At 64.6% G+C, this 25,324-nt stretch carries 26 protein-coding genes; 16 read left to right on the plus strand and 10 right to left on the minus strand.

The genetic code is table 11. The features are described 5' to 3' along the window. Window positions 1–157: 157 nt before the first annotated feature. From FJ418_RS17205 to lpxK, 6 genes are all read left to right on the plus strand, one after another. Window positions 158–1,501, plus strand: coding sequence for a TldD/PmbA family protein (locus FJ418_RS17205; RefSeq protein WP_140867542.1), 1,344 nt, complete (start codon window positions 158–160; stop codon window positions 1,499–1,501). Beyond that, entirely contained in the window at window positions 1,488–2,297 is an 810-nt protein-coding gene (locus FJ418_RS17210; protein ID WP_140867544.1) for a 3'(2'),5'-bisphosphate nucleotidase CysQ, read from the plus strand. The genes FJ418_RS17205 and FJ418_RS17210 overlap by 14 nt, the downstream gene beginning before the upstream one ends. Before the next feature lie 75 nt (window positions 2,298–2,372). Continuing rightward, entirely contained in the window at window positions 2,373–2,618 is a 246-nt protein-coding gene (locus FJ418_RS17215; protein WP_140641199.1) for a DUF4170 domain-containing protein, read from the plus strand. A gap of 5 nt (window positions 2,619–2,623) precedes the next feature. After that, window positions 2,624–3,403 (plus strand): lysophospholipid acyltransferase family protein, encoded by a 780-nt coding sequence (locus tag FJ418_RS17220; protein ID WP_140704347.1) that lies wholly within the window; start codon window positions 2,624–2,626, stop codon window positions 3,401–3,403. Further along, complete coding sequence (waaA, locus tag FJ418_RS17225; protein WP_140783499.1) at window positions 3,400–4,716, plus strand: lipid IV(A) 3-deoxy-D-manno-octulosonic acid transferase; 1,317 nt, start codon at window positions 3,400–3,402, stop codon at window positions 4,714–4,716. Before FJ418_RS17220 ends, waaA begins: the two co-directional genes overlap by 4 nt. A 74-nt stretch (window positions 4,717–4,790) precedes the next feature. Continuing rightward, on the plus strand, window positions 4,791–5,819 hold the full coding sequence (lpxK, locus tag FJ418_RS17230) for a tetraacyldisaccharide 4'-kinase (protein WP_140867605.1): 1,029 nt from the start codon (window positions 4,791–4,793) through the stop codon (window positions 5,817–5,819). A 70-nt stretch (window positions 5,820–5,889) separates the two neighbouring features. Here lpxK and FJ418_RS17235 read toward each other — a convergent pair whose 3' ends face one another. The 3 genes from FJ418_RS17235 to FJ418_RS17245 form a co-directional block, all read right to left on the minus strand. Beyond that, window positions 5,890–6,846: a UDP-glucuronic acid decarboxylase family protein gene (locus FJ418_RS17235; RefSeq protein WP_140855511.1), complete on the minus strand. Its 957-nt coding sequence runs from the start codon at window positions 6,844–6,846 to the stop codon at window positions 5,890–5,892. 99 nt (window positions 6,847–6,945) lie between these two features. Next, on the minus strand, window positions 6,946–7,710 hold the full coding sequence (locus FJ418_RS17240; RefSeq protein ID WP_226891841.1) for a glycosyltransferase family 92 protein: 765 nt from the start codon (window positions 7,708–7,710) through the stop codon (window positions 6,946–6,948). A 133-nt stretch (window positions 7,711–7,843) separates the two neighbouring features. Then, window positions 7,844–8,077 carry a DUF2093 domain-containing protein gene (locus FJ418_RS17245; RefSeq protein ID WP_040986608.1) on the minus strand — a complete coding sequence of 78 codons (234 nt, stop codon included), beginning with the start codon at window positions 8,075–8,077 and terminating at the stop codon, window positions 7,844–7,846. A 114-nt stretch (window positions 8,078–8,191) separates the two neighbouring features. On the opposite strand from FJ418_RS17245, the gene FJ418_RS17250 reads away from it, so the two are divergent. Continuing rightward, window positions 8,192–8,794: a hypothetical protein gene (locus tag FJ418_RS17250; RefSeq protein WP_140855513.1), complete on the plus strand. Its 603-nt coding sequence runs from the start codon at window positions 8,192–8,194 to the stop codon at window positions 8,792–8,794. Between the two features lie 237 nt (window positions 8,795–9,031). On the opposite strand, the gene FJ418_RS17255 is transcribed toward FJ418_RS17250, so the two are convergent. Continuing rightward, the gene (locus tag FJ418_RS17255; protein WP_140855515.1) at window positions 9,032–9,958 is read right to left on the minus strand and encodes a LysR substrate-binding domain-containing protein; all 927 of its coding nucleotides are present in this window, start codon (window positions 9,956–9,958) and stop codon (window positions 9,032–9,034) included. A gap of 90 nt (window positions 9,959–10,048) precedes the next feature. On the opposite strand from FJ418_RS17255, the gene FJ418_RS17260 reads away from it, so the two are divergent. Together FJ418_RS17260 and FJ418_RS17265 are read left to right on the plus strand one after the other, a co-directional pair. After that, the gene (locus FJ418_RS17260; RefSeq protein WP_140855517.1) at window positions 10,049–10,942 is read left to right on the plus strand and encodes an EamA family transporter; all 894 of its coding nucleotides are present in this window, start codon (window positions 10,049–10,051) and stop codon (window positions 10,940–10,942) included. A gap of 118 nt (window positions 10,943–11,060) precedes the next feature. Next, window positions 11,061–11,819, plus strand: coding sequence for a hypothetical protein (locus FJ418_RS17265; RefSeq protein WP_140855519.1), 759 nt, complete (start codon window positions 11,061–11,063; stop codon window positions 11,817–11,819). Window positions 11,820–11,865: 46 nt separating this feature from the next. Here the strand turns inward: FJ418_RS17265 and mutL are convergent, their stop codons facing one another. Continuing rightward, the gene (gene mutL, locus FJ418_RS17270) at window positions 11,866–13,740 is read right to left on the minus strand and encodes a DNA mismatch repair endonuclease MutL (RefSeq protein ID WP_140855521.1); all 1,875 of its coding nucleotides are present in this window, start codon (window positions 13,738–13,740) and stop codon (window positions 11,866–11,868) included. Between the two features lie 61 nt (window positions 13,741–13,801). Further along, complete coding sequence (locus tag FJ418_RS17275) at window positions 13,802–14,764, minus strand: helix-turn-helix domain-containing protein (protein WP_140855523.1); 963 nt, start codon at window positions 14,762–14,764, stop codon at window positions 13,802–13,804. A gap of 108 nt (window positions 14,765–14,872) precedes the next feature. Between FJ418_RS17275 and FJ418_RS17280 the strand changes: the two genes are divergently transcribed. Then, window positions 14,873–15,181, plus strand: a complete 309-nt coding sequence (locus tag FJ418_RS17280; protein WP_140641219.1) for an antibiotic biosynthesis monooxygenase — start codon at window positions 14,873–14,875, stop codon at window positions 15,179–15,181. A 52-nt stretch (window positions 15,182–15,233) separates the two neighbouring features. On the opposite strand, the gene FJ418_RS17285 is transcribed toward FJ418_RS17280, so the two are convergent. Beyond that, window positions 15,234–16,136, minus strand: a complete 903-nt coding sequence (locus FJ418_RS17285; RefSeq protein ID WP_140641221.1) for a LysR substrate-binding domain-containing protein — start codon at window positions 16,134–16,136, stop codon at window positions 15,234–15,236. Window positions 16,137–16,225: 89 nt separating this feature from the next. Here FJ418_RS17285 and FJ418_RS17290 point away from each other — a divergent pair, with 89 nt between their 5' ends. The 4 genes from FJ418_RS17290 (at window position 16,226) to FJ418_RS17305 (ending at window position 20,698) form a co-directional block, all read left to right on the plus strand. Beyond that, window positions 16,226–17,776 carry a trimethylamine methyltransferase family protein gene (locus FJ418_RS17290; RefSeq protein WP_140855525.1) on the plus strand — a complete coding sequence of 517 codons (1,551 nt, stop codon included), beginning with the start codon at window positions 16,226–16,228 and terminating at the stop codon, window positions 17,774–17,776. 64 nt (window positions 17,777–17,840) lie between these two features. Then, the gene (locus FJ418_RS17295) at window positions 17,841–19,490 is read left to right on the plus strand and encodes an ABC transporter substrate-binding protein (RefSeq protein WP_140783488.1); all 1,650 of its coding nucleotides are present in this window, start codon (window positions 17,841–17,843) and stop codon (window positions 19,488–19,490) included. Between the two features lie 94 nt (window positions 19,491–19,584). Continuing rightward, a complete protein-coding gene (locus tag FJ418_RS17300) occupies window positions 19,585–20,058 on the plus strand; it encodes a DUF3828 domain-containing protein (RefSeq protein ID WP_140855527.1) in 474 nt (157 codons plus the stop codon). A 4-nt stretch (window positions 20,059–20,062) separates the two neighbouring features. Continuing rightward, window positions 20,063–20,698, plus strand: coding sequence for a hypothetical protein (locus FJ418_RS17305; RefSeq protein WP_140855529.1), 636 nt, complete (start codon window positions 20,063–20,065; stop codon window positions 20,696–20,698). Window positions 20,699–20,790: 92 nt separating this feature from the next. Here FJ418_RS17305 and queF read toward each other — a convergent pair whose 3' ends face one another. Continuing rightward, window positions 20,791–21,252 (minus strand): preQ(1) synthase, encoded by a 462-nt coding sequence (gene queF, locus FJ418_RS17310; protein ID WP_127303474.1) that lies wholly within the window; start codon window positions 21,250–21,252, stop codon window positions 20,791–20,793. A 119-nt stretch (window positions 21,253–21,371) separates the two neighbouring features. Between queF and FJ418_RS17315 the strand changes: the two genes are divergently transcribed. Next, window positions 21,372–23,417, plus strand: a complete 2,046-nt coding sequence (locus tag FJ418_RS17315; RefSeq protein ID WP_140867547.1) for an NADH:flavin oxidoreductase — start codon at window positions 21,372–21,374, stop codon at window positions 23,415–23,417. 94 nt (window positions 23,418–23,511) lie between these two features. Here FJ418_RS17315 and FJ418_RS17320 read toward each other — a convergent pair whose 3' ends face one another. Then, window positions 23,512–23,919: a hypothetical protein gene (locus tag FJ418_RS17320; protein ID WP_140704150.1), complete on the minus strand. Its 408-nt coding sequence runs from the start codon at window positions 23,917–23,919 to the stop codon at window positions 23,512–23,514. Window positions 23,920–24,058: 139 nt separating this feature from the next. Here FJ418_RS17320 and FJ418_RS17325 point away from each other — a divergent pair, with 139 nt between their 5' ends. Beyond that, window positions 24,059–24,496: a MarR family winged helix-turn-helix transcriptional regulator gene (locus tag FJ418_RS17325; protein WP_140641236.1), complete on the plus strand. Its 438-nt coding sequence runs from the start codon at window positions 24,059–24,061 to the stop codon at window positions 24,494–24,496. Here the strand turns inward: FJ418_RS17325 and FJ418_RS17330 are convergent. Further along, complete coding sequence (locus tag FJ418_RS17330; protein WP_348643106.1) at window positions 24,487–25,227, minus strand: polysaccharide deacetylase family protein; 741 nt, start codon at window positions 25,225–25,227, stop codon at window positions 24,487–24,489. The two genes, FJ418_RS17325 and FJ418_RS17330, sit on opposite strands and share 10 nt — an antisense overlap. Window positions 25,228–25,324 lie beyond the last annotated feature (97 nt).

Consider the following 25,324-nt stretch of genomic DNA (forward strand, 5'->3'; position numbering starts at 1 on the left):
ATTTGGTCGCGGTATCCTGATTGCCCGCCGCCCATTGCACAAGCGGCAATGGAACAATAGATGGTGCGGTGGCATCCATAGATGGTGCGGTGGCAGCCACGGATGGACGCGGCCGGATCCGGCTTGGCAGACCGCGTGAACAAACAGGAACAACCTTATGACCGATAAGCTCGACGCAGCGAAATTGACCGATCGCGTCGCGGCGCTCGTCGAGGCTGCCAGGCGCGCCGGCGCCGACGCGGCCGACGCGGTCGCGGTGCGCGGCCGTTCGGCCGGCGTCTCGGTCCGGCTGGGCAAGGTCGAGGGCACTGAATCGTCGGAGAGCGAGGATGTGTCGCTGCGCGTCTTCGTCGGCCAGCGTGTGGCGAGCGTCTCGGCCACCGCCGCATCCGACCCGAAGGCGCTTGCCGAGCGTGCCGTTGCCATGGCCAGGGTTTCGCCCGAGGATCCGTTCCAGGGCCTCGCCGATCCCGCGCTGCTCGCCCGCAATTTGCGCGATCTCGACCTCTTCGACCCGACCGAAGTTTCCGCCGACCAGCTCAAGGAAGCTGCCCTTGCCGCCGAAGCGGCCGCATTGGCGGTCAAGGGCGTCACCAATTCCGCGGGCAGCAGCGCCGGCGCCGGCCTGGGCGGCCTGGTTCTCGCCACCTCGCATGGCTTTGTCGGCCAGTATGTCGCCTCGCGTTTCTCGCGCTCGACCAGCGTCATTGCCGGAGAGGGCACGGCGATGGAGCGCGACTATGAATTCTCCTCGCGCCAGCATTTCGCCGATCTCGACGCGCCGGAAGAGATCGGCCGCAAGGCCGGCGAACGCGCGGTGCGTCGCCTCGGCGCCCGCAAGGCGGCGACCGGCCCGGTCGACGTGGTGTTCGATCCGCGCGTCGCGCGCGGCATAGCCGGCCATCTGGCCGGCGCCATCAACGGCGCCGCGGTCGCCCGCAAGACCAGCTTCCTGCGCGACATGATGGGCAAAGCGGTGGCCTCGGCCGCCGTCACCGTCACCGACGAGCCTTTGCGGCGGCGCGGCCAGGCCTCGCGCCCGTTCGATGGCGAGGGCGTCGAGGGCGACAAGCTGCTGATGGTCGAGAAGGGCGTGTTGAACCACTGGTTCCTGTCGACCTCGGCCGCGCGCGAGCTCGGTCTCGTCACCAATGGACGCGGCTCGCGCAGCGGCTCGTCGGTTTCGCCATCCTCGACCAACCTTGCCATCGAGCCAGGCGAGCGTTCGCCGCAGGATTTGATCGCGTCGTTGAAGAGCGGCTTCTATGTCACCGAGGTCTTCGGCCAGGGCGTCGACATGGTGACCGGTGAATACAGCCGCGGCGCCTCCGGCTACTGGATCGACAACGGCGCGCTGGCCTATCCCGTGGCCGAGGTGACGATCGCCTCGAACCTGAAGACCATGTTCCTCAACATGGTGCCGGCCAACGATCTCGACCGCAATTTCGGCACGGCGGCGCCGACGCTCCTGATTGAAGGGATGACCCTTGCCGGCGCTTGACCAATTGACTTCGAATGAGGCCCGCGACGACCTCGCTCTGCTGCGCGAGGCCGCCCGCGAGGCCGGCATCATCGCCATGCGCTATTTCGGCAACAGCCCGCAGGTGTGGATGAAGGGCGGCACCTCGCCGGTGAGCGAGGCCGACCATGCCGCGGACGCCTATCTGCGCGAGACCTTGCTCAAGGCGCGTCCGGATTATGGCTGGCTGTCGGAGGAGACTGCCGACGACCATGCCAGGCTGTCGGCCCGCCGCACCTTCGTCGTCGACCCGATCGACGGCACGCGTGGCTTTCTCGACGGCCTGCATTCCTGGTGCGTCAGCGTCGCCGTGGTCGAGGACGGGCGTTCGCTGGCCGGCGTGCTCGAATGCCCGGCCAAGCGCGAGACCTATTGGGCGCTGCCGGGCGAGGGCGCCTATCTCAACGACAAGCGCATCCATGTGCGCCCGCTGGGCGAAAGCGTTGATATCGGCGGACCCAGGCCGCTGGTCGACTTGATGCCGCAGGCCTGGCAGGAAAGGCTGCGGCGGACGGCCTACATTCCTTCGCTTGCCTATCGGCTGGCGATGATCGCCGCAGGCAAGCTCGACGCCACCTTCGTCAAGCCGAGCGCGCATGACTGGGATATCGCCGCCGCCGATCTGATCCTCACCGAGGCGGGCGGCGCATTGCTCGACCGTACCGGCAAGCCGCCGCGCTACGCCGGCGAGGTGATCAATCACGGCGCGCTCGCCGCCGGCAGCGGCGAGCTGCTTGCCGTGCTTGCCGGCGTCATTGCCGGCATTGACCAAGGGTGAGTCGGCCCGCAGTTCCAAAATCGGCCGCTTTGGGCTAAACGTTTCACAAAACTCATGAATCTGCGAAGGGTCGGCATGGCCGTGGAAGACGGAAAGAAGCAGCTTTTGCACCTGGTTTTCGGTGGCGAGCTGAAAAAGCTGGGTGGAACCGAGTTCCGTGACCTCGACTCCCTCGACATTGTCGGCATCTATCCCGACTATCAGACCGCGCTTGGCGCCTGGAAAGCCAAGGCGCAGGCCAGTGTCGACAATGCCCATATGCGCTATTTCGTTGTTCATCTGCACCGTCTGCTCGATCCAGAATCGAAGGTCGGCGGTTGACGTCGATGGAGCATGAAGCGGTGAAAGGGGCGACCAGGCGGCGCGCCGCCAGGCGCGGCGGAACGCGCACGCTGTGGCGGCGTATCCGCGAGCCGTTGGCGCAGTCGAGTTTCGTCAAGAACTTCATCGCCAGCCTGTTCGCCTGGTTCCTGCGGCTGATTCGCCTCACCAGCCCGCTCGTCGAGGGCTCGACGCAGGTAGCAGGCGGCGCTTATGCCCATCTCGAGCCCGGCATCATCGCGCTCTGGCATGGCCAGCATCTTTTGACCCCCGCCTATTACCCCAAGGGCCGGCAGCTGGTCGCCATGGTCTCGCGCAGCGCCGACGCCGAGCTCCAGGCGCTGATGATCGAGAAATTCGGCATCGAGGCGGTGCGCGGCTCCGGCGGCCGCAACAGTTCGAGGCATCTCGACAAAGGTGGCGCCAAGGCCTTGATCGCGCTCAAGAAGTCGCTCGTCGCGGGCAAGAACGTCGCCATGATTGCCGATATTCCGAACGGCACGCCGCGCGACGCCGGGCTTGGCATCGTTCTCCTGGCAAGGCTTTCCGGCCGGCCGATCCTGCCCTCGGCTATCGCCACCAGCCGCCGCAAGGTGCTGGAGAAGAGCTGGGACAAGACCACCATCAACCTGCCTTTCGGCCGCTCCGCGGTCATCGTGGGGCCGCCTGTCTTCGTGCCCGCCGATGCCGACGATGCCGAGATGGAGCGCAAGCGCCAGGAGGTTACTGCCTCTCTCAATGTCGCGACGGCTGAGGCTTATCGCCTCGTGGACGGCGGCAAATGAGCGAGCGTTGGGCGCGTGCGGCCCTGACTGCCTATCGCTATGCGGGGGCGGCCGCCTATCCGCTGATCGGCCCCTATGTCGCTTGGCGCGCCTCGCGCGGCAAGGAGGATCGCGTCCGCCGCCGCGAACGCTATGGCGTCGCCGGCCGTCCCCGTCCGGAAGGGCCGGTCATCTGGATCCATGCCGCAAGCGTGGGCGAGACGATCGCGGTGGTGCCGCTGGTCGAGAGCATCCTCGACTATGGCGTCAACATCGTCCTGACCACCGGCACCGTGACCTCGGCCAAGGTCGCCGAAGAGCGTCTCGGCAACCGCATCATCCACCAATATGTGCCGCTCGATCTCAAGCCCGCGGTAAGCCGCTTCCTCGATCACTGGCGGCCGGAACTGGCGATCATCGCCGAATCGGAAATCTGGCCGATGACCATCCTGGAGCTTGGCGCCCGCAACGTGCCGCAGGTTCTGGTCAATGGCAGGTTGTCCGACCGCTCCTTCATGTCCTGGAAGAAGCGCGCCGGCGTTGCCGAGGCGCTGTTCGAGAATCTTGCCCACGTCATCGCCCAGTCGGATGTCGACGGCGAGCGGTTTCGCGCGCTCGGCGCCAGGCCGGTCACCGTCTCCGGCAACCTCAAGGTCGACACCAGCCCGCCGCCGGCCGACGAGCGAGCCTTAGCCACCCTGCAGCGCCAGATCGGCGGCCGTCCGACCTGGGCTGCGATCTCGACTCACGATGGCGAGGAGGTCGTGGCCGCGGAGGTCCATGCCAGCCTGCACAAGCGCCATCACGGGCTCTTGACCATCATCGTGCCGCGTCACCCCGATCGCGCCGATGCGCTGGCCGCGCAGATTTCCGGCATGGGCCTGTCCGTGGCAAGGCGCGGCAAGGGTGACCGCATCTCCCACGATACCGACATCCTTCTCGGCGACACGATCGGCGAAATGGGCCTTTATCTGAGGTTGACCGAGATCGCTTTCGTCGGCCGCTCGCTGACTTCGCAAGGCGGCCAGAACCCGCTGGAGCCGGCGATGCTCGAAACCGCCGTGCTGGCCGGGCGTAACGTGCAGAATTTCCGCGAGGCCTATCAGCGCCTGCTCGACAGCGGCGGCGCCAAGCTGGTGCGCGACCGCGACATGCTGACCGGAGCCGTCAATTTCCTTTTGAGCAACGAAGTGGCGCGCCACGAAATGATGGCGGCCGGTGCTGCCACCGTCGACGAGATGCGCGGCGCGCTTGCCCGCACGCTGAAATCGCTGGAGCCCTATATCCAGCCTCTGGTCGTCAAGGCGCGCCTGAAAGGCGCAAACGGGCGCTAGATCATGATGCCAAAAATCGGGACCGGTTTTTGGAAAAGTCCATGCGCGAAGCCGAGACGCATGGGGCAAGCGCGATGACCAGCGAAGCGCCACCCTTTTGGTGGGAAAAGCCGGACTGGCGCGTGCTTGCGCTGTCGCCCGCATCGGCGATCTATGGGCTGGTCGCCGGCCGCCGCATGCGCCATGCCCCGCGCGAGAAGGTCGAGGCGCCGGTGCTGTGCGTCGGCAACCTGACCGTCGGCGGCAGTGGCAAGACGCCGGTCGCCATTGCCTTGGCCAAGCAGGCCAGGCGCATGCGGCTCACGCCAGGCTTCCTGTCGCGCGGCCACGGCGGGTCTTTCGCCAGGCCGCATGTCGTCGATGCGCATCATGACGCCGCCAAGCATGTCGGCGACGAGCCGCTGCTTCTGGCCGAACATGCGCCGGTTGCGGTGACGGCGAACCGCGCCGCCGGCGCGAAGCTGCTCATCGAGGAACATGGCTGCGACTTCCTGATCATGGATGACGGCTTCCAGTCGGCGCGAATCCACATCGACTATGCGCTGGTCGTGGTCGACGCCCGCTTCGGCATCGGCAACGGCCGTGTCATCCCGGGCGGGCCGCTCCGCGCCAGGGTCGTCGACCAACTGGTCTTCACCAGCGGCCTGCTGAAGATGGGCGAGGGGGCCGCCGCCGACGGCGTCGTGCGCCAGGCGGCGCGCGCCGGCCGGCCAATCTTCCTGGCGCAGGTCGAGCCGGCCAACCCGTCACGCTTCGCCGGCGGCCGCTTCCTGGCCTTCGCCGGCATCGGCCATCCGGAGAAATTCTTCGACACGGTGCGCGGCGCGGGCGGCGAAGTCGCGCTGTCGCGAGCCTTCCCGGACCATCATTTCTACGCCCAGGACGAGCTAGGCGACCTCCTGACGCTTGCCTGGCAGGAGGGGCTGCGCCTCGTCACCACGGCAAAGGACGCCGCGCGGCTGCGCCATGGCGAGACGCCCTCCGGTTTCCTCGACCAACTGGACGTGCTCGATATCGAGGCCGTGTTCGAGCTCGATCATGTGCCCGAACGCATCGTAGACGAGACGCTCGACGCCTGGCGCCTGCGCAAGATGCGGGGCTGAGCTTCGAGCGTGGTGCCGAAAAGGATCAAGCGGTCTTCAGATCCAGCGCCGGCTTGCCCGGTGCCCGCCGTCAATTGCCGTCGATCAGCCGGCGGAAGTAGCGAACCGTCTCGCCGAGCCCATCTTCGAGAGTGACGCGAGGAGACCAGTCCAGCGTCGCTCGCGCCAGGCCTATGTCGGGTTGGCGCTGGCGGGGATCGTCCTGCGGGAGGGGCTTGAACTCGATTTTGGACTTGCCGCCGACGATACCCAATACAAGTTCGGCCAGTTCCAGGATCGTGACTTCCGTCGGGTTCCCAACGTTGAGGGGGCCCACGAAATCGTCGGGCGTAGCCATCATCCGAACCATCGCGTCGACGAGGTCGTCGACATAGCAGAAGCTGCGCGTGTGGCTTCCGTCGCCGTAGATGGTTATGGGGTCGTTCCGCAGGGCTTGGACGATGAAATTGCTGACCACCCGTCCATCCGACGGGTGCATGCGCGGCCCGTATGTGTTGAAGATGCGCACCACCTTGATGGGTAATTTCGACTGGCGCCAGTAGTCGAAGAACAGCGCCTCGGCGCATCTCTTGCCTTCGTCGTAGCAACTGCGCGGCCCGATCGGATTGACGTGACCCCAATAGGCCTCGGTCTGAGGGTGGACTTGCGGATCGCCATAGACCTCGGATGTCGATGCCTGAAGGATCCTGGCTCCGGAAGCGCATGCGAGATCGAGCATGTTGATCGCTCCATAGACGCAGGTCCTGGTCGTCTCGATCGGAATGCGCTGATAGTGAACGGGCGAGGCCGGGCAGGCGAGATTGAAGATCTCATCCGTTTCGACTTTGAGCGGCACGGTAACGTCGTGCCTGAGAAACTCGAAATTTGGATTGCCCAGAAGGTGACGGATGTTTTCCTCCGAGCCGGTCGAAAAATTGTCGGCACATATTACCTGGCGTTCTTGTGCCAGCAGCAGGTCGCATAGATGCGAGCCGATAAAGCCGGCCCCACCCGTCACAAGAACCTTCACGATAACCCCCGTACCCATCGCCCTTTGCTGTCTAATAGCCTCAGAAAAGCGAAAGTGTCAGCACTGAAATGACGGCCTGGGACCGTCGATGGGAGGGGGAAGAGGAGGTGGCTACGGCTATCCTGCGCGCCGCATCGCCTTCAGGACCGCCTCGTCGCGCTCGACATTGAGCTTGCTTTCGAAGTCGAAATGCCAATCCCTGTCGCGCAGCGCGGAAGTCGAGGCGTCGCGGCGCCGGATTTTCTGGTCGAGGTCGGCGAGCGAGCGCGACCAATAGTGATTGATCCTCAGGATATCGAGCTGGGGAGGCACGCCGGGCGCGATGGTCCGTCGATGGGTGTCCATCCCTTCACCGGACAGGAATTTCGACTGATGGACGCCCGGCTTGTAGACCAGGCGGGGATTGAGGATTGTCTTGACCGTCGTGATGTCCAGCCCGGCTCGCATCGTGTAGGCCTCGACCACCCGCCGTTCCGGGCGCTCGACATGGCCGGAGGAGCCATAGAACGCTTGCCAGACGCAAACGCCTGGCAGGTCGCGATAGTCCCTCAGAACCGAGGGAACGTCACGTCCGTCGGGCGCGAAAAGAAACTCATCGATGTCGAAGAATCCGATCCACAACGCTTCACGCCAGTGCCTGCGGATGCAGTCCCTATAAGCCGACAGCTGCCCCACCGGCCGCGGCCAGTCGACCAGCGTAACCAGCCCCTCCTGCATGAACGGGTTCAACACGGCTTTGAAGTCGTCGGTCGAGAAGTTGTTGTAGAGATAGAAATGCTCAAATCCCACATTCTGGTGGAACCTGATCCATTCGGCCAGGAACGGCGCTTCCTCACGGAAGATGGCGCAGGCCGTCAGCTTGAATCGGGGCGCCCTCGACACTGCCCGATCGCGCAATCTCGCACGCATGACAAGCGGCATGCGAACAAGGGTCTTGAGAGATTTCCTGAAGTTTTTCAATGCAGTGCCCTAAGCGGTCGAGGTCGATGGCCGCGGTGCCATGGGCTCGCATGGCCTATCCCCGCTTGCGCAATTCCGGGTGCATCTCGATCTCGCGGGCAAGCGAGACCGCCGCGTTCACATAGGGCTCCTGCCGGGCGACGCTCCAATATTTGAGCTCGTCGAGGGGAATGTTTTCGCCCGTCACCGCGCAGCGCACGAAAGAGCCGGGACTGGTGACCTGGAAGTCGCCGTCGAGATAACGGATCCGGGCTTCCCTGCCGCCCGGGCCTTCGAAACGGTTCATCATGAAAGGACGCTTGAGTTCATCGGGTTTCAATCGCCACAAATCGCAAGCAACGTCAAGCTTGACGCAATGCTCATCCAGTATGGCTGAGCGGCAAAATGGTTTCCGGAAGCCGGCATGGACATCGCCTCGACCCGCTTGAACACGCTGATCAATGAGGCGCTCACGCCGCAAGTGGTGCCCTCGCCCAAGGCCGATCCGGCGACGACGGCTTTGATCAAAGCGCTGATCCAGCCGCCAGCGCCCACGACGGGGCAGGCGGCGCAAATCGCGGCCCAGTCGCTGCAAAGCGCGCAGCCGCGCCAGGCCGCTCAGGCATCGCAACGCTTGTCGTCCTCCGAGGTCGAGGACGCCTACCGGGCCGTCATGGAGCCCGATGCCGCCGCCGACGATGCGTCGGCAAGACCCTCGACCGGCCGGGCGGCGACGGATACCGATCAGGCCCCACGCGGCTTCGTACCGCCACCGACGGCGGTTACCGACAATACGTCCAGGCCCGCGGTTGCGCCGGCATTATCCACGTTTTCGCCGGCCATCGCTTCCGCTGCAGCGCTGGTCGCGGCCAATGCCAACGCGCCTCAGCCGCGCGGTGCCTCCGTCCGCCCGGCTGGACACGCCCCGCGATCGGAAGCCGCGCCGATATCCCTTTGGACGATCTCGGTTGTCACGGCCATCGTCTCTGCGGTGACGGCAACGATCATGGTGCTGCTGCTTCGCTAACCCCGCTCAGAGCAATGCCAGGAAAAGTGTGAGCGATTAGGCTTGGCGACTTCGCCGTTGCCTTTCCGTCCGGGATTGCGTCAAAAAATAAGGAGATGGAGTGGTTCGCCGTTTTCGTGAAACGGTGAAACGCTCCGATGCATGTCGCCCGGAAGTGCGCAGCGGTTCTGGGACAACGACATGCATCAAAACAAAGACTTAAGCGCGTCGCCTGAATCCGTTTCAGCGCGACGCGCTTTAGCCGTCGTCCTGAAGGAAAGCTTCGAGCTTTTCCGGAGCAAGCCCTGCCTGTTCGGCGATGCGCCTGGCAAGGTCCGCCGCCGCCGCGCGCGGCCGGCCGACCGGGCGGTCCATCCAATAAGACACCGGATTGAGCGCGACGCGCTCATCGACCGCGACGATACGGCCGGACCCGATCTGGTCCGCCGTGAGTGGCGGTCGCGCCAGCGCGATACCCAGCCCGTGCGCCGCCGCGTCGAGCACCAGATTATAGTCTTCGAAACGCCGGTCCTGCGGGCGCGGGCGATAATCCACGTCCTGCGCCGCGAACCAGGCGCGCCAAGCGGAAGCGTCGGAATCGTTGATCAGCGGGAATTTCAGCAGCCGGGCTGGGTCGCCTCGTCCGATCTCCTTCGCCAGCTCGGGCGAGGCGATCGGGAAAATATGCTCCTCAAACAGCTGCACCGAGACGCGGCCCGGGATGCGGCCGCGCCCGCAGCGCACCGAAAGGTCGATGCCTTCGTCGGCGAGGTCGGCCTGGCGGTTGTCGACGTCGAGCACGATGCGCAGCTTGGTCGGATGGTTCTCCAATACGGCCATGCGCGGCATCAGCCACAGCCCGCTCACCGACGGGATCGAGGCCAGCCGCACCACGGCGGTGCCGCGCGGCTCGACCCAGCGGTCGGAGTTGGACGAGATCAGCGCGAAGGCCTCGGTGGTCCGCAAATGCAGGCGGTTGCCCTCGATCGTCAGCGTCACGCCACGCGCGTTGCGCTCGAACACCTTCAAGCCAAGCCAGCCCTCCAGCTTGGCGATCTGGCGGCTTACCGCGCCATGGGTGAGGTTGAGTTTTTCAGCCGCCGCGGAAAAACTCCCCATACGCGCCGCCGCATCGAAGGCGCGCAAGGTTTCGAGCGGCAGTATCTGGTCAGAGCTGTGAGCCATGTTCACAGCTGACCCTCGAATTGGTCGTTTGTCAATTGCCCGGCAATGGCGTTTTCTGCGTCCATGGCACAGAAAGACAAGGTTACGGCAATGAGCGCTTACACCGGCACGTTGAATGAGACACAGCGCATGGACACCGCCGCCGCGGTCGCGATGACGTTGACGGTCATCGGCTGGGCCTCGGCTTTCCCGGCAATCCGCGCCGGCCTTGCCGCCTTCCAGCCGCTGGAGTTAGGGGCGCTGCGCTTTGCCATCGCGGCGGTTCCCGCCGCCATCTTCCTCGCGGTGAAGCGCCCGGCGCTGCCCAGGATCGACGAATTGTGGCGCTTCGGCTTCGGCGGCGCCATCTTCGTCGCGCTCTACACTGCCATGCTCAATTTCGGCGAGCTCACCGTCTCGGCAGGCGCGGCCGGCTTCATCATCAATGTCAGCCCGATCTTCACCGCCATCATGGCGATGGCGCTGCTTGGCGAGCGCTTCTCGGGGCTTGCCTGGCTGGGGACCATCATTTCCTTCGCCGGCATCGGCATCATCGCGGTCGCCGACGGGCACGGCCTGCATTTCAACGCCGGCGCGCTGCTGGTGCTGGGCTCAGCACTTTGTTCCGCCGTCAACACCATCGTGCAAAAGCCGCTCTTTGCCCGCCATCATCCGCTGACGATATCCGCTTCCAACATGGTGCTCGGCGCGCTCTGCCTGTCGCCGTTCCTGCCGGAAGCGTTTTCGCAGGCAGCGGTCGCCAACACCGCCGGTCTCGGCGCCGTCATCTATCTCGGCATCGTGCCCTCGTTGATCGCCTATGCCGCCTGGGCGACCGCGCTGTCGCGTCTGCCGGCCGCGCGCGCCTCGAACTTCCTCTATCTCGTCTCGCCGACCTCCGCCCTGATCGGCTTCTTCTGGCTGGGCGAAGTGCCGTCGCTGCTCGGCATCCTCGGCGGCGCGCTGGCGCTGGGCGGCGTGATCGTGGTGAATTTGAAGCGGTAGATCAGAGAGTTGGGATCGTTTCCAGACTCGATCGATGATTTGCGATCCGTCACCGATGCCCTCTGTGATGTAGGCACAGGGCGAGCTATCCTGATCCGACTTGATGAGGGGGACCGGGATGGGAAGAGGGCTTGTAGCCGCGTTTTTCTGTTTGCTCATGCTGAACGGGAAAGCCGACGCGGGCTGGTACCAGGTGGAAAACTACGAAGGCTCCATCGGGCCGAACCCGGTCCATTTCTCCCTGCAGCGCTATGCCAGCTTCGGCAGCGGCATCACCGTCGAGGGAAGCTATTTCTACGACGCCAGGCAAAGTCCCATTGCAATCTACGGCAAGGCGGACGGCCAAAGGCTCACGCTGTGCGAAATCGCGGACGACAAGGAATTCGAGCGCGTGTTGGTGATGGGGTCGAAGACACCTGTCGACACCACGGAATGTCCTTTCTCTCTCGAGATCGGTGACAGCGGCGCGGCGGGAAGCTGGAGCAAAGGCGTGGACAAGTTTCCCGTTACGCTCAGAAAGGTCGCGAGTCTCGACGATACAGGCGACCTGAAGATCGACGGGACCGTCGAAATTCCCTTTTGGGCTGAAACGAACCGCGACAGATTTGCGGGGATTTACACGAAGTCCGACGCCGGCATCTGCATGACGAAAATGCTGGTGATCGATAAGAAGAAAAAGAAGGCCGTTCAGGAGATCGGCTTCGACGACGAGGACTGCAACGCCGGTATGTCGACGACGCCCATTTACATGAACGTGCAAAAATGGGTGGAGGGCGGCAAGGTCATCATTTCAGTGGATTTTGGAGGCGGGAAATTCGCAAGCGCGAACGACTATGTCCTCAACCTCAAGACAAGAAAATACCATCTGAAGAAATGATGCTCAGGCACATCTCACCAACCTTGGCAATGCGCAACAGCCAAGATCACCGCCGCCCGAACAGCCTTTCTATGTCGGCCAGCTTGAGCTCGATATAGGTCGGGCGGCCATGGTTGCAGGTGCCAGACCCGGGCGTCGCCTCCATCTGGCGCAGCAGCGCATTCATCTCCTCGGCCTTGAGCAGCCGGCCCGAGCGCACCGAGCCGTGGCAGGCCATGGTCGCGGCGATCTTGTCCAGCCGTTCCTTCAGCGTCTCGACGGTGTCGTTGTCGGCGATCTCGTCGGCAAGGTCGCGCACCAGCTGCTGCACATTGGTCTCGCCCAGCATCGACGGCGTCTCGCGCACCGCCACCGCGCCGGGGCCGAAGCGCTCGAGACCGAGGCCGAATTTGGCGAGCGTGTCGGAATGCATCGCCAGCCGCTCGGCGTCTTCTTCCGGCAGGTCGACGATTTCGGGCAAAAGCAACATCTGCGACGGCACCGCGCGCGCATGCAGCGCATTCTTCAGCGCCTCGTAGACCAGCCGCTCATGCGCGGCATGCTGGTCGACGATGACGAGCGAATCCCGCGTCTGGGCGACGATGTAGTTCTCATGCACCTGCGCGCGCGCCGCGCCCAATACCATGCCGAGCAGCGCCTCGGTCGGCTCAGCGACGCCGGCCCGAGCGTCGGCACTGGCGAGCGGGCCGGTGTCGAAGGCGGCCTGCTCGTTCTCGGCAAAGCCATTGGACCGCGGCCTTGGTTCAGCGTAGCCCATGTCGAGTGGCCGCTGCGCCGAGCGCAACGGATCGAAGCCTCCGGAGCCGGAAGCGTGATAAGCGGCCTCGTAGCTGCGATGGCCGTTGGCCGGGCCGGCATGCGAGTAGGGCGCCGCCCCCGGCCGGAATGCCGCCATCATGCCGGCGGCACCCGTCGTCGCCGCGCGGATGCCAGCGCCGGCCAGCGCCTCGCGGATGGCGCCGACGATCAGCCCGCGCACCAGCCCGGGATCGCGGAACCGCACATCGGCCTTGGCCGGATGCACGTTGACGTCCACGGTCGATGGATCAAGCGACAGGAAGAGCACCGTCACCGCATGCCGGTCGCGCGGCAGAACGTCGGCGAAGGCACCCCGGATCGCGCCGGCGATCAGCTTGTCGCGCACCGGCCGTCCGTTGACATAGGCATATTGCTGCAGCGCGTTCGCTCGCGTGTAGGACGGGATCGAGACGTGGCCGGCGAGGTGGACACCCTCCCGCGCGGCATCGATGGCAATGGCATTGTCTGGAAAATCCTTGCCCATCACCTGCGCGACGCGGGCAAGGCGGCCTTCCGGCGTGTCGTCCGTAGCCGGCAGTTCCAGCGTCGAGCGGTCGGGACCGGCAAGCGTGAAGCGCACGGCCGGGAAAGCGATCGCGATGCGCTTCACCACGTCGCCGGTGGCCGAGCTTTCGGCGCGCTCGCCCTTCATGAATTTGAGCCTGGCCGGCGTGGCGAAGAAGAGGTCGCGCACCTCGACCGTGGTGCCGCGATTGGCCGCCGCCGGCTTCACCGGTAAGACGCGCCCGCCGTCGATGCCGATCTCGGCCGCGCTGTCGCCGCTTGCCGTGCGCGAGCGGATCGACAGCCGCGCGACGGAACCGATCGAGGGCAGCGCCTCGCCGCGGAAGCCGAGCGAGCGGATGTCGTGGATGTCGTCGGAGAGCTTCGAGGTGCAGTGCCGCGCGATCGCCAGCGCCAGCTCCTTTTCGGGAATGCCCGAGCCGTCATCGGTGACGCGGATGAGGTTCAGACCGCCGCCCGCCGTGACGATCTCCACGCGCGAGGCGCCGGCATCGAGGGCATTCTCGACCAGCTCCTTCACCACGCTCGCCGGACGCTCGATGACCTCGCCGGCGGCGATCTGGTTGATCATCGTTTCGGAAAGCTGGCGGATGGGCATGCGATCATTATAGGCGGATTCGCGGCCGGTGGGGGAGGGACAGAATGACGGCGGCGGTGGATCAGCTGGCGGCGCGGATCTCGCGCACCCCCTTGCGCAGCCGTCGCCGCAACAAGTTGCGCAACGTCACCCCATCGCCGTAGCCGACCTTGGCCGCGATCTCCTCTACGCTGTCCGATGTGGTTTTCAAGAGATGCACCGCCTGTTCGACGCGCAGGTCCTGGAAGAAGGACAGCGGCGTCTTGCCCAGCACATCGTTGACGCGCCGTGACAGTGTGCGCTTGCTGGCGCCGAGCGCCGCGGCCGCCTCATCGAGGTTGAAACCGTCGGCAAGCCGTCCACGCGCCCAGCGTTCGAAGCGCTCGACCAGCGGATTCGAATGGGCAAGGTGATCTGAAATTGCGTAGGCAGATTGGAGCGGCCGGCTGTCGACGATCAGATATTTCGCGGTCAGCGCAGCGAGTTCCGGACTTGCTTGCCGGATCACCAGCAAAGCGAGATCGATATGGCCGAGCGCTGCGCCCGCGGTGACGAATTGGCCGTCATTGACCAGCATGCGCGAAGCGTCGAGCCGTACTCCGGGATAACGCTGCCTGAACATCGGCGCCAACCACCATGTCGTCGTCGATGGCCGTCCGTCGAGCAGGCCGCTTTCGGCGAGAACGAAGGTGCCGATGCACGCCGCGCCGATGCGTGTGCCGTCGCCGGCACGAGCCTGCATCGCTTCGACCGCCGCGCCGACATCGCTCCGCTTCAGGGCAGCGCCCAGTGGCTCGGGCATTTTCTGGCCGAGCGCAGGGATCAAAAGCCAGTCGGGGGCTGGTTCGCTGCCAATCGGCACGGCTGGCACTTGCATTCCCTGTGCGGTGCGCACGCTGTCGCTAACCCCCACGATGGTGGTGACGAAGCGGTTGGGCGGCGCCGGCAGCATGGCGGCGAGTTCGTTGGCCGTGCCGAAGACGTCCAGAACGCAGGCCAGCCCGGTGTCGAATGCGCCGTCGAGAACAAGTACGGAAATGTTCATGGCAAGAATGATATCAAAGAAGTCATTTCTGCCAATACTGTTTTCGCTTTAGTGCTGCGACCCTGCTCCGCGACGGTCGATCTGGCCGTGCACCGAAGGAGAGAAGAAATGATCAAGCTTGCACTGTTCGCCCGTTTCGAAGCCAAGCCCGGCAAGGAAAAGGACGTCGCCGCCTTCCTGCAGGCCGGGCTGCAGCTTGCCAACCGGGAGGCCGGGACGCCGATCTGGTTTGCCCTGCAGCTTTCGCCAAGCGTCTTCGGCGTTTTCGACGCCTTTCACGACGAAGCCGGGCGCGAGGCGCATCTCACCGGCGAGATCGCCAAGGCCTTGATGGCCAATGCCGAGACGCTGTTTGCCGGACCGCCGACCATCGACAGGATCGATGTGCTCGGGTTGAAGAACGACGGCTCGGTGTGAGCCTGTCGGCCGCACCGTGAACTGGCTATACGCCGGCTTGCGGTGCGCAGTTTCACGCCTGCGCCACCAGCCAGTCCCTGACCCTGCGCGCATTGTCGCTGAGGTCGCGGTTCTTCGGCCAGATCACGTGGAAGCCGATGCCGGTCCGCATCACATGGTCCGTCACCGGCACCAGCAGCCCCGATGCCACCAGACGCTCGACCAGATGGCGCCATCCGAGCGAGATGCCTTGCCCCTCCATCACCGCCTGGATCACCAGGGCATAATCGTTGATGCGCAAGCCGCGCTCTGCGTTGCGCAGGCTGGTTCCGGCCGAAGCAAACCATTCGTCCCAGTTCGGCGCCTCGCGATAGGGCTCCTCGAGATGGATCAGCCGGTGCGTGGCCAGTTCCTCGACCGTCCTCGGCTTGCCGAATTTGGCGAGATAGCTCGGTCCCGCGACCGGGAAGATCTCCTCGTCGGAGAGCGACAGCGAGTGATAGTCCGGCCAGTCGCGCGGCACGCCGCCGCGCACCCCGAGCGGAATGCCCTCGGCGATGATGTCGAGATCGCGGTCGGCGGTCTGGATGCGCAGGTCGACGCCCGGCAGTTCGTCGCGGAACTGCTGCAGGCGCGGCATCATCCAGAACGAGCCGAAGGCTGTCGAGGCGGCAAGCGTCACGTGCCCGCCCGTCGCCTGCAGGCGCAGGTCCTCCGCCGATTTGCGGATATGCGACAGGCCGAGCGAAACGTCGGCATGGAAGCGCTCGCCGGCCTCCGTCAGAATCACCTGGCGGTGGCGCCGTTGGAAGAGCTTGGCGCCGAGCTGCTCCTCCAGGCCGCGCACGGCATAGGAGACGGCCGCCTGGGTCATGCCGAGCTCGCGTCCGGCGGCGGTGAAGCTCGACAGCCGGCCCGCGGCTTCGAAGACGATGAGGCTGCCGGCTGAGGGCAGGAGGTGGCGCAGGCTTCGCATAAGGTGAGCTTATACAGAAGATCAGGATTTTCCAGCGTCACAGCCATATTTTGCCTCGCTAACGTGAGTGGCGGGAAGAAGGAGGCTCCATGAACGCACCGGCCGTTGAATTGACCGAACAGACCCACCGCCGCGGCGGTGGCCGTCTTGGCCGCAAGGCGCTGAGAAGCGCGCCGATCGCGTCCTTCCCGACCCTTGTCCGCAAGATCCCCGCCTATGAGATCGTGCCTGACGAGGCGGTGGAGCTGATCCACGAGGAATCGCTCAAGATCCTCGAGGAGGTGGGGTGCGAATTCCGCGACGACGGGGCGATCGAGCTCTGGAAAGCGGCCGGCGCGGACGTGCAGGAGACGCGCGTCCGCATCGACCGCGCTTTGCTGATGGAACTCGTCTCGAAGGTTCCGGCGGAATTCACGCTCAACGCGCGCAACCCCGAGCGCACCGTGCGCGTCGGCGGCAAGAACTCGATCTTCGTGCCGATGTATGGCGCGCCCTATATCCGCGACCTCGACAACAAGCGCCGTTACGGCACGCTCGCCGACCTCAACAATTTCCACAAGATGGCCTACATGGCGCCGGCGCTGCATTCGTCGAGCTCGGTCATCTGCGAGCCGATGGAAATCGCCGTGCCGAAGCGGCATCTGCACATCATCCATTCGGCCCTGAAACATTCCGACAAGCCGTTCATGGGCATCGTGACGTCGAAGGAACGCGCCGAGGACACGATGGCGATGGCTGGCATCGTCTTCGGCGAGGACTTCGTGCGCGACAACCCTGTGCTGGTGGCGATCACCAACTGCAATTCGCCGCTGGTGTGGGACGCCACCATGATCGACGCCATGCGGGTCTATGCCAGCCACAATCAGCCGCTGATCCTGGCGCCCTTCGCGCTGTGCGGCGCGTCGACCTCGGCCTCCGCCGTCGGGGCTGTGGCGCAAGTCAACGCCGAGGCGCTTGCCGGCGTGGCCCTGACCCAGCTCATCCGCCCGGGCTCGCCGCAGATCTACGGCCAGTTCATGGTCACGGTCGACATGAAGACCGGCGCTCCGATGGGCGGCACGCCGGAGGCGGCCCAGATGATGTATCTGATGGGCGCGCTGGCCAGGAAATACAAATTGCCCTGGCGCACATCCGGCTTCCATGTCGGCTCCAAGCTCAACGACGCGCAGGCCGGCTATGAGGCGAACATGCTGATGCATGCCGCGATCCTGTCCGGCGCCAATTACATCTGGCATTCCGCCGGCTGGCTGGAAGCGGGCCTCACCTGCGGCTATTCGAAATTCGCCACCGACTGCGAGCAGCTCGTCGGCTGGTATAAATATGCCGGCGGCGTGCCTTTCGACGATTTCAAGGAAGCGATGGCGGCGATCCGCGAGGTCGGTCCACAAGGGCATTTCCTCGGCACGCAGCACACGCTCGAGCATTTCGAGAGCGCCTTCTTCATGCCGAACATCATGGACTTCAATTCCTTCGAGCAATGGAACGCCGAAGGCGCGAAGGACCATGACACGCGCGGTCGCGAAAAGGCGCGCGCCATGCTCGCCGACTACCAGGAACCGAAGCTCGACGAGGGCATTGCCGAGGGTCTCGCGGATTTGATCGCGCGGCGTGAGGAAAAGCTGCCGGACAGCGTTAGTTGATGGATAGCAGCGTTAGTTGAAACCAACCGGGCGAAGACCTGAAGAAATCAATGGGAGAACGAGAATGACACTTTTCAGAAGCAATGGTGACCGGGTCCCGGCCGCTATCGAAGCGATGGCAGAGGAAGCGCGGGCGGGTCGTGTCGACCGGCGCGAATTCCTGGCTCTGGCGAGCGCCTTCGGCGCGTCGACGGCTTTCGCCTATGGCATGCTCGGCCTTGCCGCGCCGACCAAGGCACTCGCCGATGAGCCCAAGAAGGGCGGAACGTTGCATGTCGCGATGTCGGTCAAGGCGCAGAAGGACCCGCGCACCTATGACTGGACGGAGATGGCGAACATCACCCGCACCTGGCTGGAGCCGCTGGTACGCTACACGCACCAGTTCACCTTCGAGCCGGTGCTGCTCGAAAGCTGGGACGTCAATGACGACGCCACCGAATACACGCTGCATCTGCGCAAGGGCGTCACCTGGAACAATGGCGATGCCTTCAACGCCGACGATGTGGTCGCCAATCTGAACCGCTGGTGCGAGAAGGGGGCGTCCGGCAATTCCATGGCCGCCCGTGTCGGCGCGCTGATCGACGCCAAGACCGGCAAGGCCAAGGATGGCGCGATCACCAAGGTCGACGACCACACGGTCAAGCTGAAGCTCAACGAAGCCGATATCGCCATCATCCCGGGCCTCACCGACTATCCGGCCCTGGTCGTCCACCGCGACTTCGACAAGGATGGCGCCGATCCGATCAAGAAGCCGATCGGCACCGGAGCCTTCGAGCTGGTGTCTTATTCGGTGGGGTCGAAGGCGGTCGTCAAGCGCCGCGAGAACGGCAAGTGGTGGGGCGGCGAAGCACCGCTCGACGGGGTCGAGTTCATCGACTACGGCACTGACTTCAACGCCACGCTGAATGCCTTCGATTCCGGCGAGATCGATCTCGATTTCGAGACGCCGGCCGACTTCATCGACCCGCTCGACAAGATGGATCTGGTGAAATCGGAGGTGGCGACGGCAACCACGCTCGTTGCCCGCACCAACGTCACGCACAAGCCCTATGACGACAAGCGGGTGCGCAACGCGCTGCAAATGGCGGTCGACAACAACCAGGTGATGCAGCTCGGCTACAATGGGCGCGGCACGGTCGGCGAGAACCACCACGTCAGCCCGATCCATCCCGAATACTACCCGCTGCCCAAGAAGGAGCGCGACGCCGCCGGCGCCAAGAAGCTGATGGCCGACGCTGGCCAGGCCGACTTCGAGCATGAGCTGATCACGGTCGAGGACGAATGGCAGAAGAATACCGGCGACGCGATCGCCGGCCAGTTGCGCGACGCCGGCATCAAGGTGAAGCGCACGGTGCTGCCGGGCTCGACCTTCTGGAACGACTGGACGAAATATCCTTATTCCATGACCATCTGGTACATGCGCCCGCTGGGCGTCCAGGTGCTGGCGCTCGGCTACCGCACCGGCGAGGCTTGGAACGAAACGGCTTATTCCAACCCGGATTTCGACGCCAAGCTCAAGGAGGCGCTGTCGCTCATCGACGTCGCCAAGCGCAAGGAGGTGATGAAGGATGTCGAGACGATCCTGCAGGACTCCGGCGTCATCGTCCAGCCCTTCTGGCAGAAGCTCTACTGCCATATGAACAAGAAGGTGAAGAACTACACGATGCACCAGACCTACGAAATGGACTTCCAGAACGTCTGGCTGGATGCCTGAGCGCGCCTGGACTTCATGAGCCGCAAAAAAGCCGATATGCAGGATGCGTGGTGGCGATCTTGCCACCACGCCGCCGAACCTCCGGAGATCCTGCATGAAGCCGATAGTGCTTGCCGCTGCCATGTCGATTGCGTTGCCCGGCGCCACGCTTGCCGGGCCGGCATCCAACGCCGTGAAGTTCTTCTACGTGCCGGAAGTGAAGTTCGAGGCGGACGCCAAATATCGCGACCGCTTCACCGAGCCGGTCACCAGGCTGTTCGAAGCCAACGACAAGGCGCAGAAGGAGAAGCCCGACGAGGTGTCCTGCATCGATTTCGACCCGGGCCTCGACGCCCAGGATTTCGATCAGAAGACCCTGTCGAAGACGCTGAAGCTCGCCGAGACCGTCAATGGCGACACCGCCGAGGTGACGGCGAACTTCAATCTTTTCCCGGAAGGCGATGACTCCAAACGCGAAATGGTGTGGTCGCTGAAGAAAGTGGACGGCAAGTGGAAGATCGCCGACATCACCTCCAAGACCAGCGGCTGGAAGCTCAGTGCGCTGGAATGCGGCGCCTCGACGGAGTGATGCCGTGCTTCGTCGTCTCGTCCTTTCGTTGTCGAGCTTGTCGATGCTGGCCGCGGGGCTGAACGGCGGCGCCTCGGCGCAGGGGCTCTTCGGCGCGCCGCCGCCGAGCGCGTCCTCGGGCGACAATGCGCCGGCGGACGACAAGTCGCCGCCTGCGGTCGGCAAGTCGCCGCCGGCGGTCGATACCTCGCCGCCCGCCGCAACCCAGGCGCCGGAAAGCAAGCCGGTCGAACTGCCGCCGCCCGCGCCTGTCCTGCCTGGATCGCCGACGGCGGTGGTCAAGCCCTTCTACGAACATCTCGGGCTCGAGCTCGATCCGGCCCAGCGCAAGAACTTCGTCGATCCGGCGAAAACCGTGCTCGACAAGAGCGATGCGCTGCGCGCCTCGGGGCAGGGCGAATGCCTGGATCCCAACATGGCGCTCGACAATGCCGACTATGACAAGCTCGCCATCGACAAGAGCCTGCGCACCATCGAGGCCGTCAATGGCGATCAGGCCAAGGTGGTCGTCGCCTTCGTCGTCGAAGGCCACCAGCATCGCCTTGAATGGAAGCTGAAGAAGGTCGGCGGCGGCTGGAAGATCTCCGATCTTCTGTCGGTGACCGGCGAATGGGCGCTCAGCCAGTACCAGTGCGAGTGATGGCGATTAAAGATCAGCGCCGGCGATCCTTCGCGCACCCTTCTGTCCTGCACAGAGGGGGGCGCTGTCCCGCCGGCTTCTCGCAACAAATTTCAACCCCTTCCGCGATAAGGCGCGACGCCGGTATCCGGCAGCCATACGTCCTTGGGCGGCGCGCCGGTCTGCCAGAAGACGTCGATGGGGATGCCGCCGCGCGGGAACCAGTAGCCGCCGACGCGCAGCCAGAGCGGTTTCGTCGCCTCGACGATGCGGCGGCCGATCATGACCGTGCATTCCTCATGGAAGGCGCCGTGGTTGCGGAACGAGGTCATGAACAACTTCAGCGACTTCGATTCCACCAGCGTCCGGTCGGGCGCGTAGTCGACAACGATGTGGGCGAAGTCCGGCTGGCCGGTGACCGGACAGAGCGAGGTGAATTCCGGGCAAGTGAAACGCACGATCGCCGGCGGGCCGTCGCCGCGCTGGAACGGCACGGTCTCCAGGACCGCCTGTTCGGGGCTCTGTGGCGTCTCGACGTGCTTGCCGAGCTGGGTGAGGTTCTTGGCGTCGGTCATGGGCAACTCCTTGCTGCCGCCGACGGTTCGACGGGCGGCAGCGCGATCATCTGGCGCCGCGTTCAATCGGGCGCGGCGCGCTCATTAGCACAATTTGATTTTGAAACGGCAGGAAGAAGATGACCAGCAGCGACCCGCTTCTCCAACCTTACCAACTCAAGCACCTGACGCTGAAGAACCGGGTGATGTCGACCAGCCATGAACCGGCCTATTCCGAGGACGGCATGCCGAAGGAGCGCTACCGGCTCTACCACGCCGAAAAGGCCAAGGGCGGCATGGCGCTGACCATGACGGCGGGCTCGGCGATCGTCTCGCGCGACAGCCCGGCCGCCTTCGGCAATCTGCATGTCTATGACGACAGGATCGTGCCGTGGCTGGCTGAGCTCGCGGATGCCTGCCATGAGCATGACTGCAAGGTGATGATCCAAATCACCCATCTCGGCCGCCGCACGGGCTGGAACAAGGCCGATTGGTTGCCGGTGCTGTCGGCCTCGCCGGTGCGCGAGCCGGCGCATCGCGCCTTCCCGAAGACCATCGAGGAGTGGGACATCGAGCGCATCGTCGCCGACTATGCTTCGGCCGCGCAGCGCTGCCAGGCGGCCGGCCTCGACGGCATCGAGTTCGAATCCTACGGCCATCTGATGGATGGCTTCTGGTCGCCGCTGACCAACCATCGTGACGACGAGTTCGGCGGCTCGCTCGACAACCGGCTGCGCTTCACCGACATGGTGCTCGACGCGGTGCGTGCCGCCGTCGGTAAAGAATTCATCGTCGGTATTCGCATGGTCGCCGACGAGGATTTCGAAAAGGGCATCTCGAAGGAGGTGGGCGTCGAGATCGCCAAGCGGCTCGCCAATTCCGGCAAGGTCGATTTCCTCAACATCATTCGCGGCACGATCGAAACCGATGCGTCGCTGACCAAGGTCATTCCGGTGACCGGCATGCGCTCATCGCCGCATCTCGATTTCGCCGGTGAGGTGAGGGCGGCGACGAAGTTCCCGACCTTCCACGCGGCGCGCATTTCCGACGTCGCCACCGCCCGCCACGCCATCGCCACCGGCAAGCTCGACATGGTCGGCATGACGCGCGCCCATATCGCCGATCCGCATATCATCCGCAAAGTGATGGAGGGCCGCGAGCACGAGATCCGGCCTTGCGTCGGCGCCACCTATTGTCTCGACCGCATCTATGAGGGCGGCGAGGCGCTGTGCGTCCACAACGCCGCGACCGGCCGCGAGGCGACCATTCCGCACGTCATCGCCAAGAGCGAGGGACCGAAGAAGAAAGTCGTGGTGGTGGGCGCTGGCGCCGGCGGCCTGGAGACCGCCCGCGTGGCGGCCGAGCGTGGCCATCAGGTGACTGTGCTCGAAGCCTCCAGCCAGGCAGGCGGCCAGGTGAGGCTCGCAACCCAGAACCCGCGCCGCAAGGAACTGATCGGCATCATCGACTGGCGATTGGCCGAGCTCGACCGTCTCGGCGTCGAGATCCGCTACGACACCTGGGCCGAGAAGGATGACGTGCTGGCGTTGGCGCCTGATGTGGTGATCGTGGCGACCGGCGGCATGCCGCAGAACCCGCCGCTGACGGCCGGTGACAATCTTGTCACCTCGAGCTGGGACATCATGGCCGGGAGCGTCAAGCCGGCCGAGAACGTGCTGCTTTACGACGACAATGGCGGCCATCAGGGCATGGGCGCCGCCGAGCTGATCGCCAACAGTGGCTCGAAGCTGGAACTGGTTTCGCCCGAGCGCTTCTTCGCGCCGGAAATGGGCGGCCTGAACCACGTGCCCTACATGCGCGCCTTCCATGAGAAGGGCGTCACCGTCACCATCAACACCCGCCTGCGTTCGGTTCGCCGCGAGGGCAATCAGCTCGTCGCCGAGCTGGCGTCGGACTTCGCCGACGGCTGGCGCGGCGAGCGGCGCATCGACCAGGTGGTGGTCGAGCACGGCACCGTGCCGCTCGACGATCTTTATCTGTCGCTCAAACCCCTGTCGAAGAACGGCGGCGCGGTCGACTATGAGCGGCTGGTGAGCGGCGGCGACATCTTCCCCGCTTGCAATGCCGAAGGCGGCTTCGTGATGTTTCGCATCGGCGACGCTGTCGCCTCGCGCAACATCCACGCCGCCATCTATGACGGCATACGGTTCGGGATCAGGATCTGAGGGTTGTGACGCGCAACGGACCTTTGCAAGGAGAGCCACCTGCCGCTTGGTCCGTTGCGCGCCGCGCCCGGTCGGTTTTGCCGGCCGTGCGATTTCAAAACAGCTTGGCAGACGCCATGCAAAACACGGTGATGACCAGCAGCCCGCCCGCGATGCGTTCGCCTCTGGTCATTTTCGCCCGCAGCTGGGTTTGCGTCGCCTGATCGGCGCCGGCGAGCTGTCTGCTGGCGGAGGCGACAAGCGCGCCCTGCACGCCGGCGGCGATCAGCGCCGTCAAAATGCCCAGCGCCAGCACCTTCTCCATCGAGCCGAAAGCCCCTTCGTGGAAGAAATACCAGAGCAGTATGCCGGTCAGGAACGCCAGGCCGGAGGCGCCGAGCTGCGGCCGGATGAAGCGCTCCGCCTTGATCTCCGGATCGCGGGCAACCGCAATGGTTGTGCCGGCCCAGAACACGCCGGCCATGACGTGCAGACCGATGGTGACGATATAGACATATTGCATGACCGCATTCCTCTCTGCCGCCCGCCGCGCGTCGCAGCATGTCGACGCCATCAATAAGACAAAGTTAGATATCTAACGGTTAGATGTCAATCATGAAGCCAGGTTTCATGTTCCAATCGCTTTGCTCTACTGTCAGGTCATGACACCGTTTGACCGTCCGCCCGTCGGCATGAATCTCGCCCGCACCTCGAAAGTGGTGGCGCAGGCTTTCGATGCCGCGATGGTTGAGGCCGGCGGCACGCTGCCGGTCTGGGTGACCTTGCTCTCGGTCAAGTCGAAGGAACTGGCGAACCAGCGCGAGCTTGCCGGGATGATCGGTATCCAGGGCGCGACTCTCACCCACCACCTCAACGGCATGGAGGCGCAAGGATTGCTGACGCGCCGTCGCGATCCCGAAAACCGCAGGGTCCATCAGGTGGCGCTGACCGAGGCCGGCGAAGCGCTGTTCGAAAAGTTGCGCCTCGCGGCGGTCGCCTTCGACAAGCGTCTGCGGGCTGGTATCCCCGATGATAAGCTCGCCGAATTCACGGAGGTGCTTGCCGCACTTAGGCGCAACGCTGAGCCGCCTCAGTCGTAACCCGCTATCGCGCCGAAGGCGTAGTGGCGCAGCTTGAGCGCCGCGATCAACGCGGTCAGCTTCGCCTTGCCGTCGAAGGTGTCCTGGAACATCTCGTCATGCATGAGCAGGATCAGCTTGTTCGGCTTGGCGAAACGACCGTAGCCGAACAGATGATCGATCTCGCTGACGAGGTGGTCGACGCTCTGCACCGGCTTGCCGCTGTCCTCATGTACCCATTCGTGGTCCCAGCCATAGAGCCAGAAGCCCGACGCCGCGACGAACTCGTAGTCCGGATCCTCGCGTCCCGCCTCCGCCAGCCCGAGCGAATTGTCGTCCTTCGAGTAATTGGGCAGCCGGAACACGTCGCGTCCTGGCAGCCGCGCATGCACGGCCGGCTTCAAGCCCAGCACGGCGTTCGCCCTGAGCATGTCGGCGACCACGCCTTCGGTGTCGCCGTAGAAATGCCGGTAGTGATTGTAGGCATGGCTGTAGCTGTGGTTGCCGATCGTCACCAGCGGCATCGATTTCGCCCGCTGCAGCAGTGCCCGGTTGGTGGCGTTCGCCTCGGCATGCATGCCGACCATGAACAGCGTCGCCGGCACCTGCTCGGCCTGCAGCACGTCGAGGATGTTGCTGGTGCCGTTCAGCGGCCCGTCGTCGAAGGTGAGATATACGGTGCGGTCGGCGGCCAAAGCCGGCGACGCGACAAGCAGCAGAAGCGACAGGATAAAACGAAGCGGCATCCGCAAGAACTGCTTGCGATCATGGCAAGACGCTATGGCAGCGTGGATCTTATCGAGCATGGCTGGATGCCGAGATGCGTTGAGATTCAGGTCAGGCCGAATC

The organism is Mesorhizobium sp. B2-8-3, assembly GCF_006440815.1.
Lineage (GTDB): Bacteria > Pseudomonadota > Alphaproteobacteria > Rhizobiales > Rhizobiaceae > Mesorhizobium.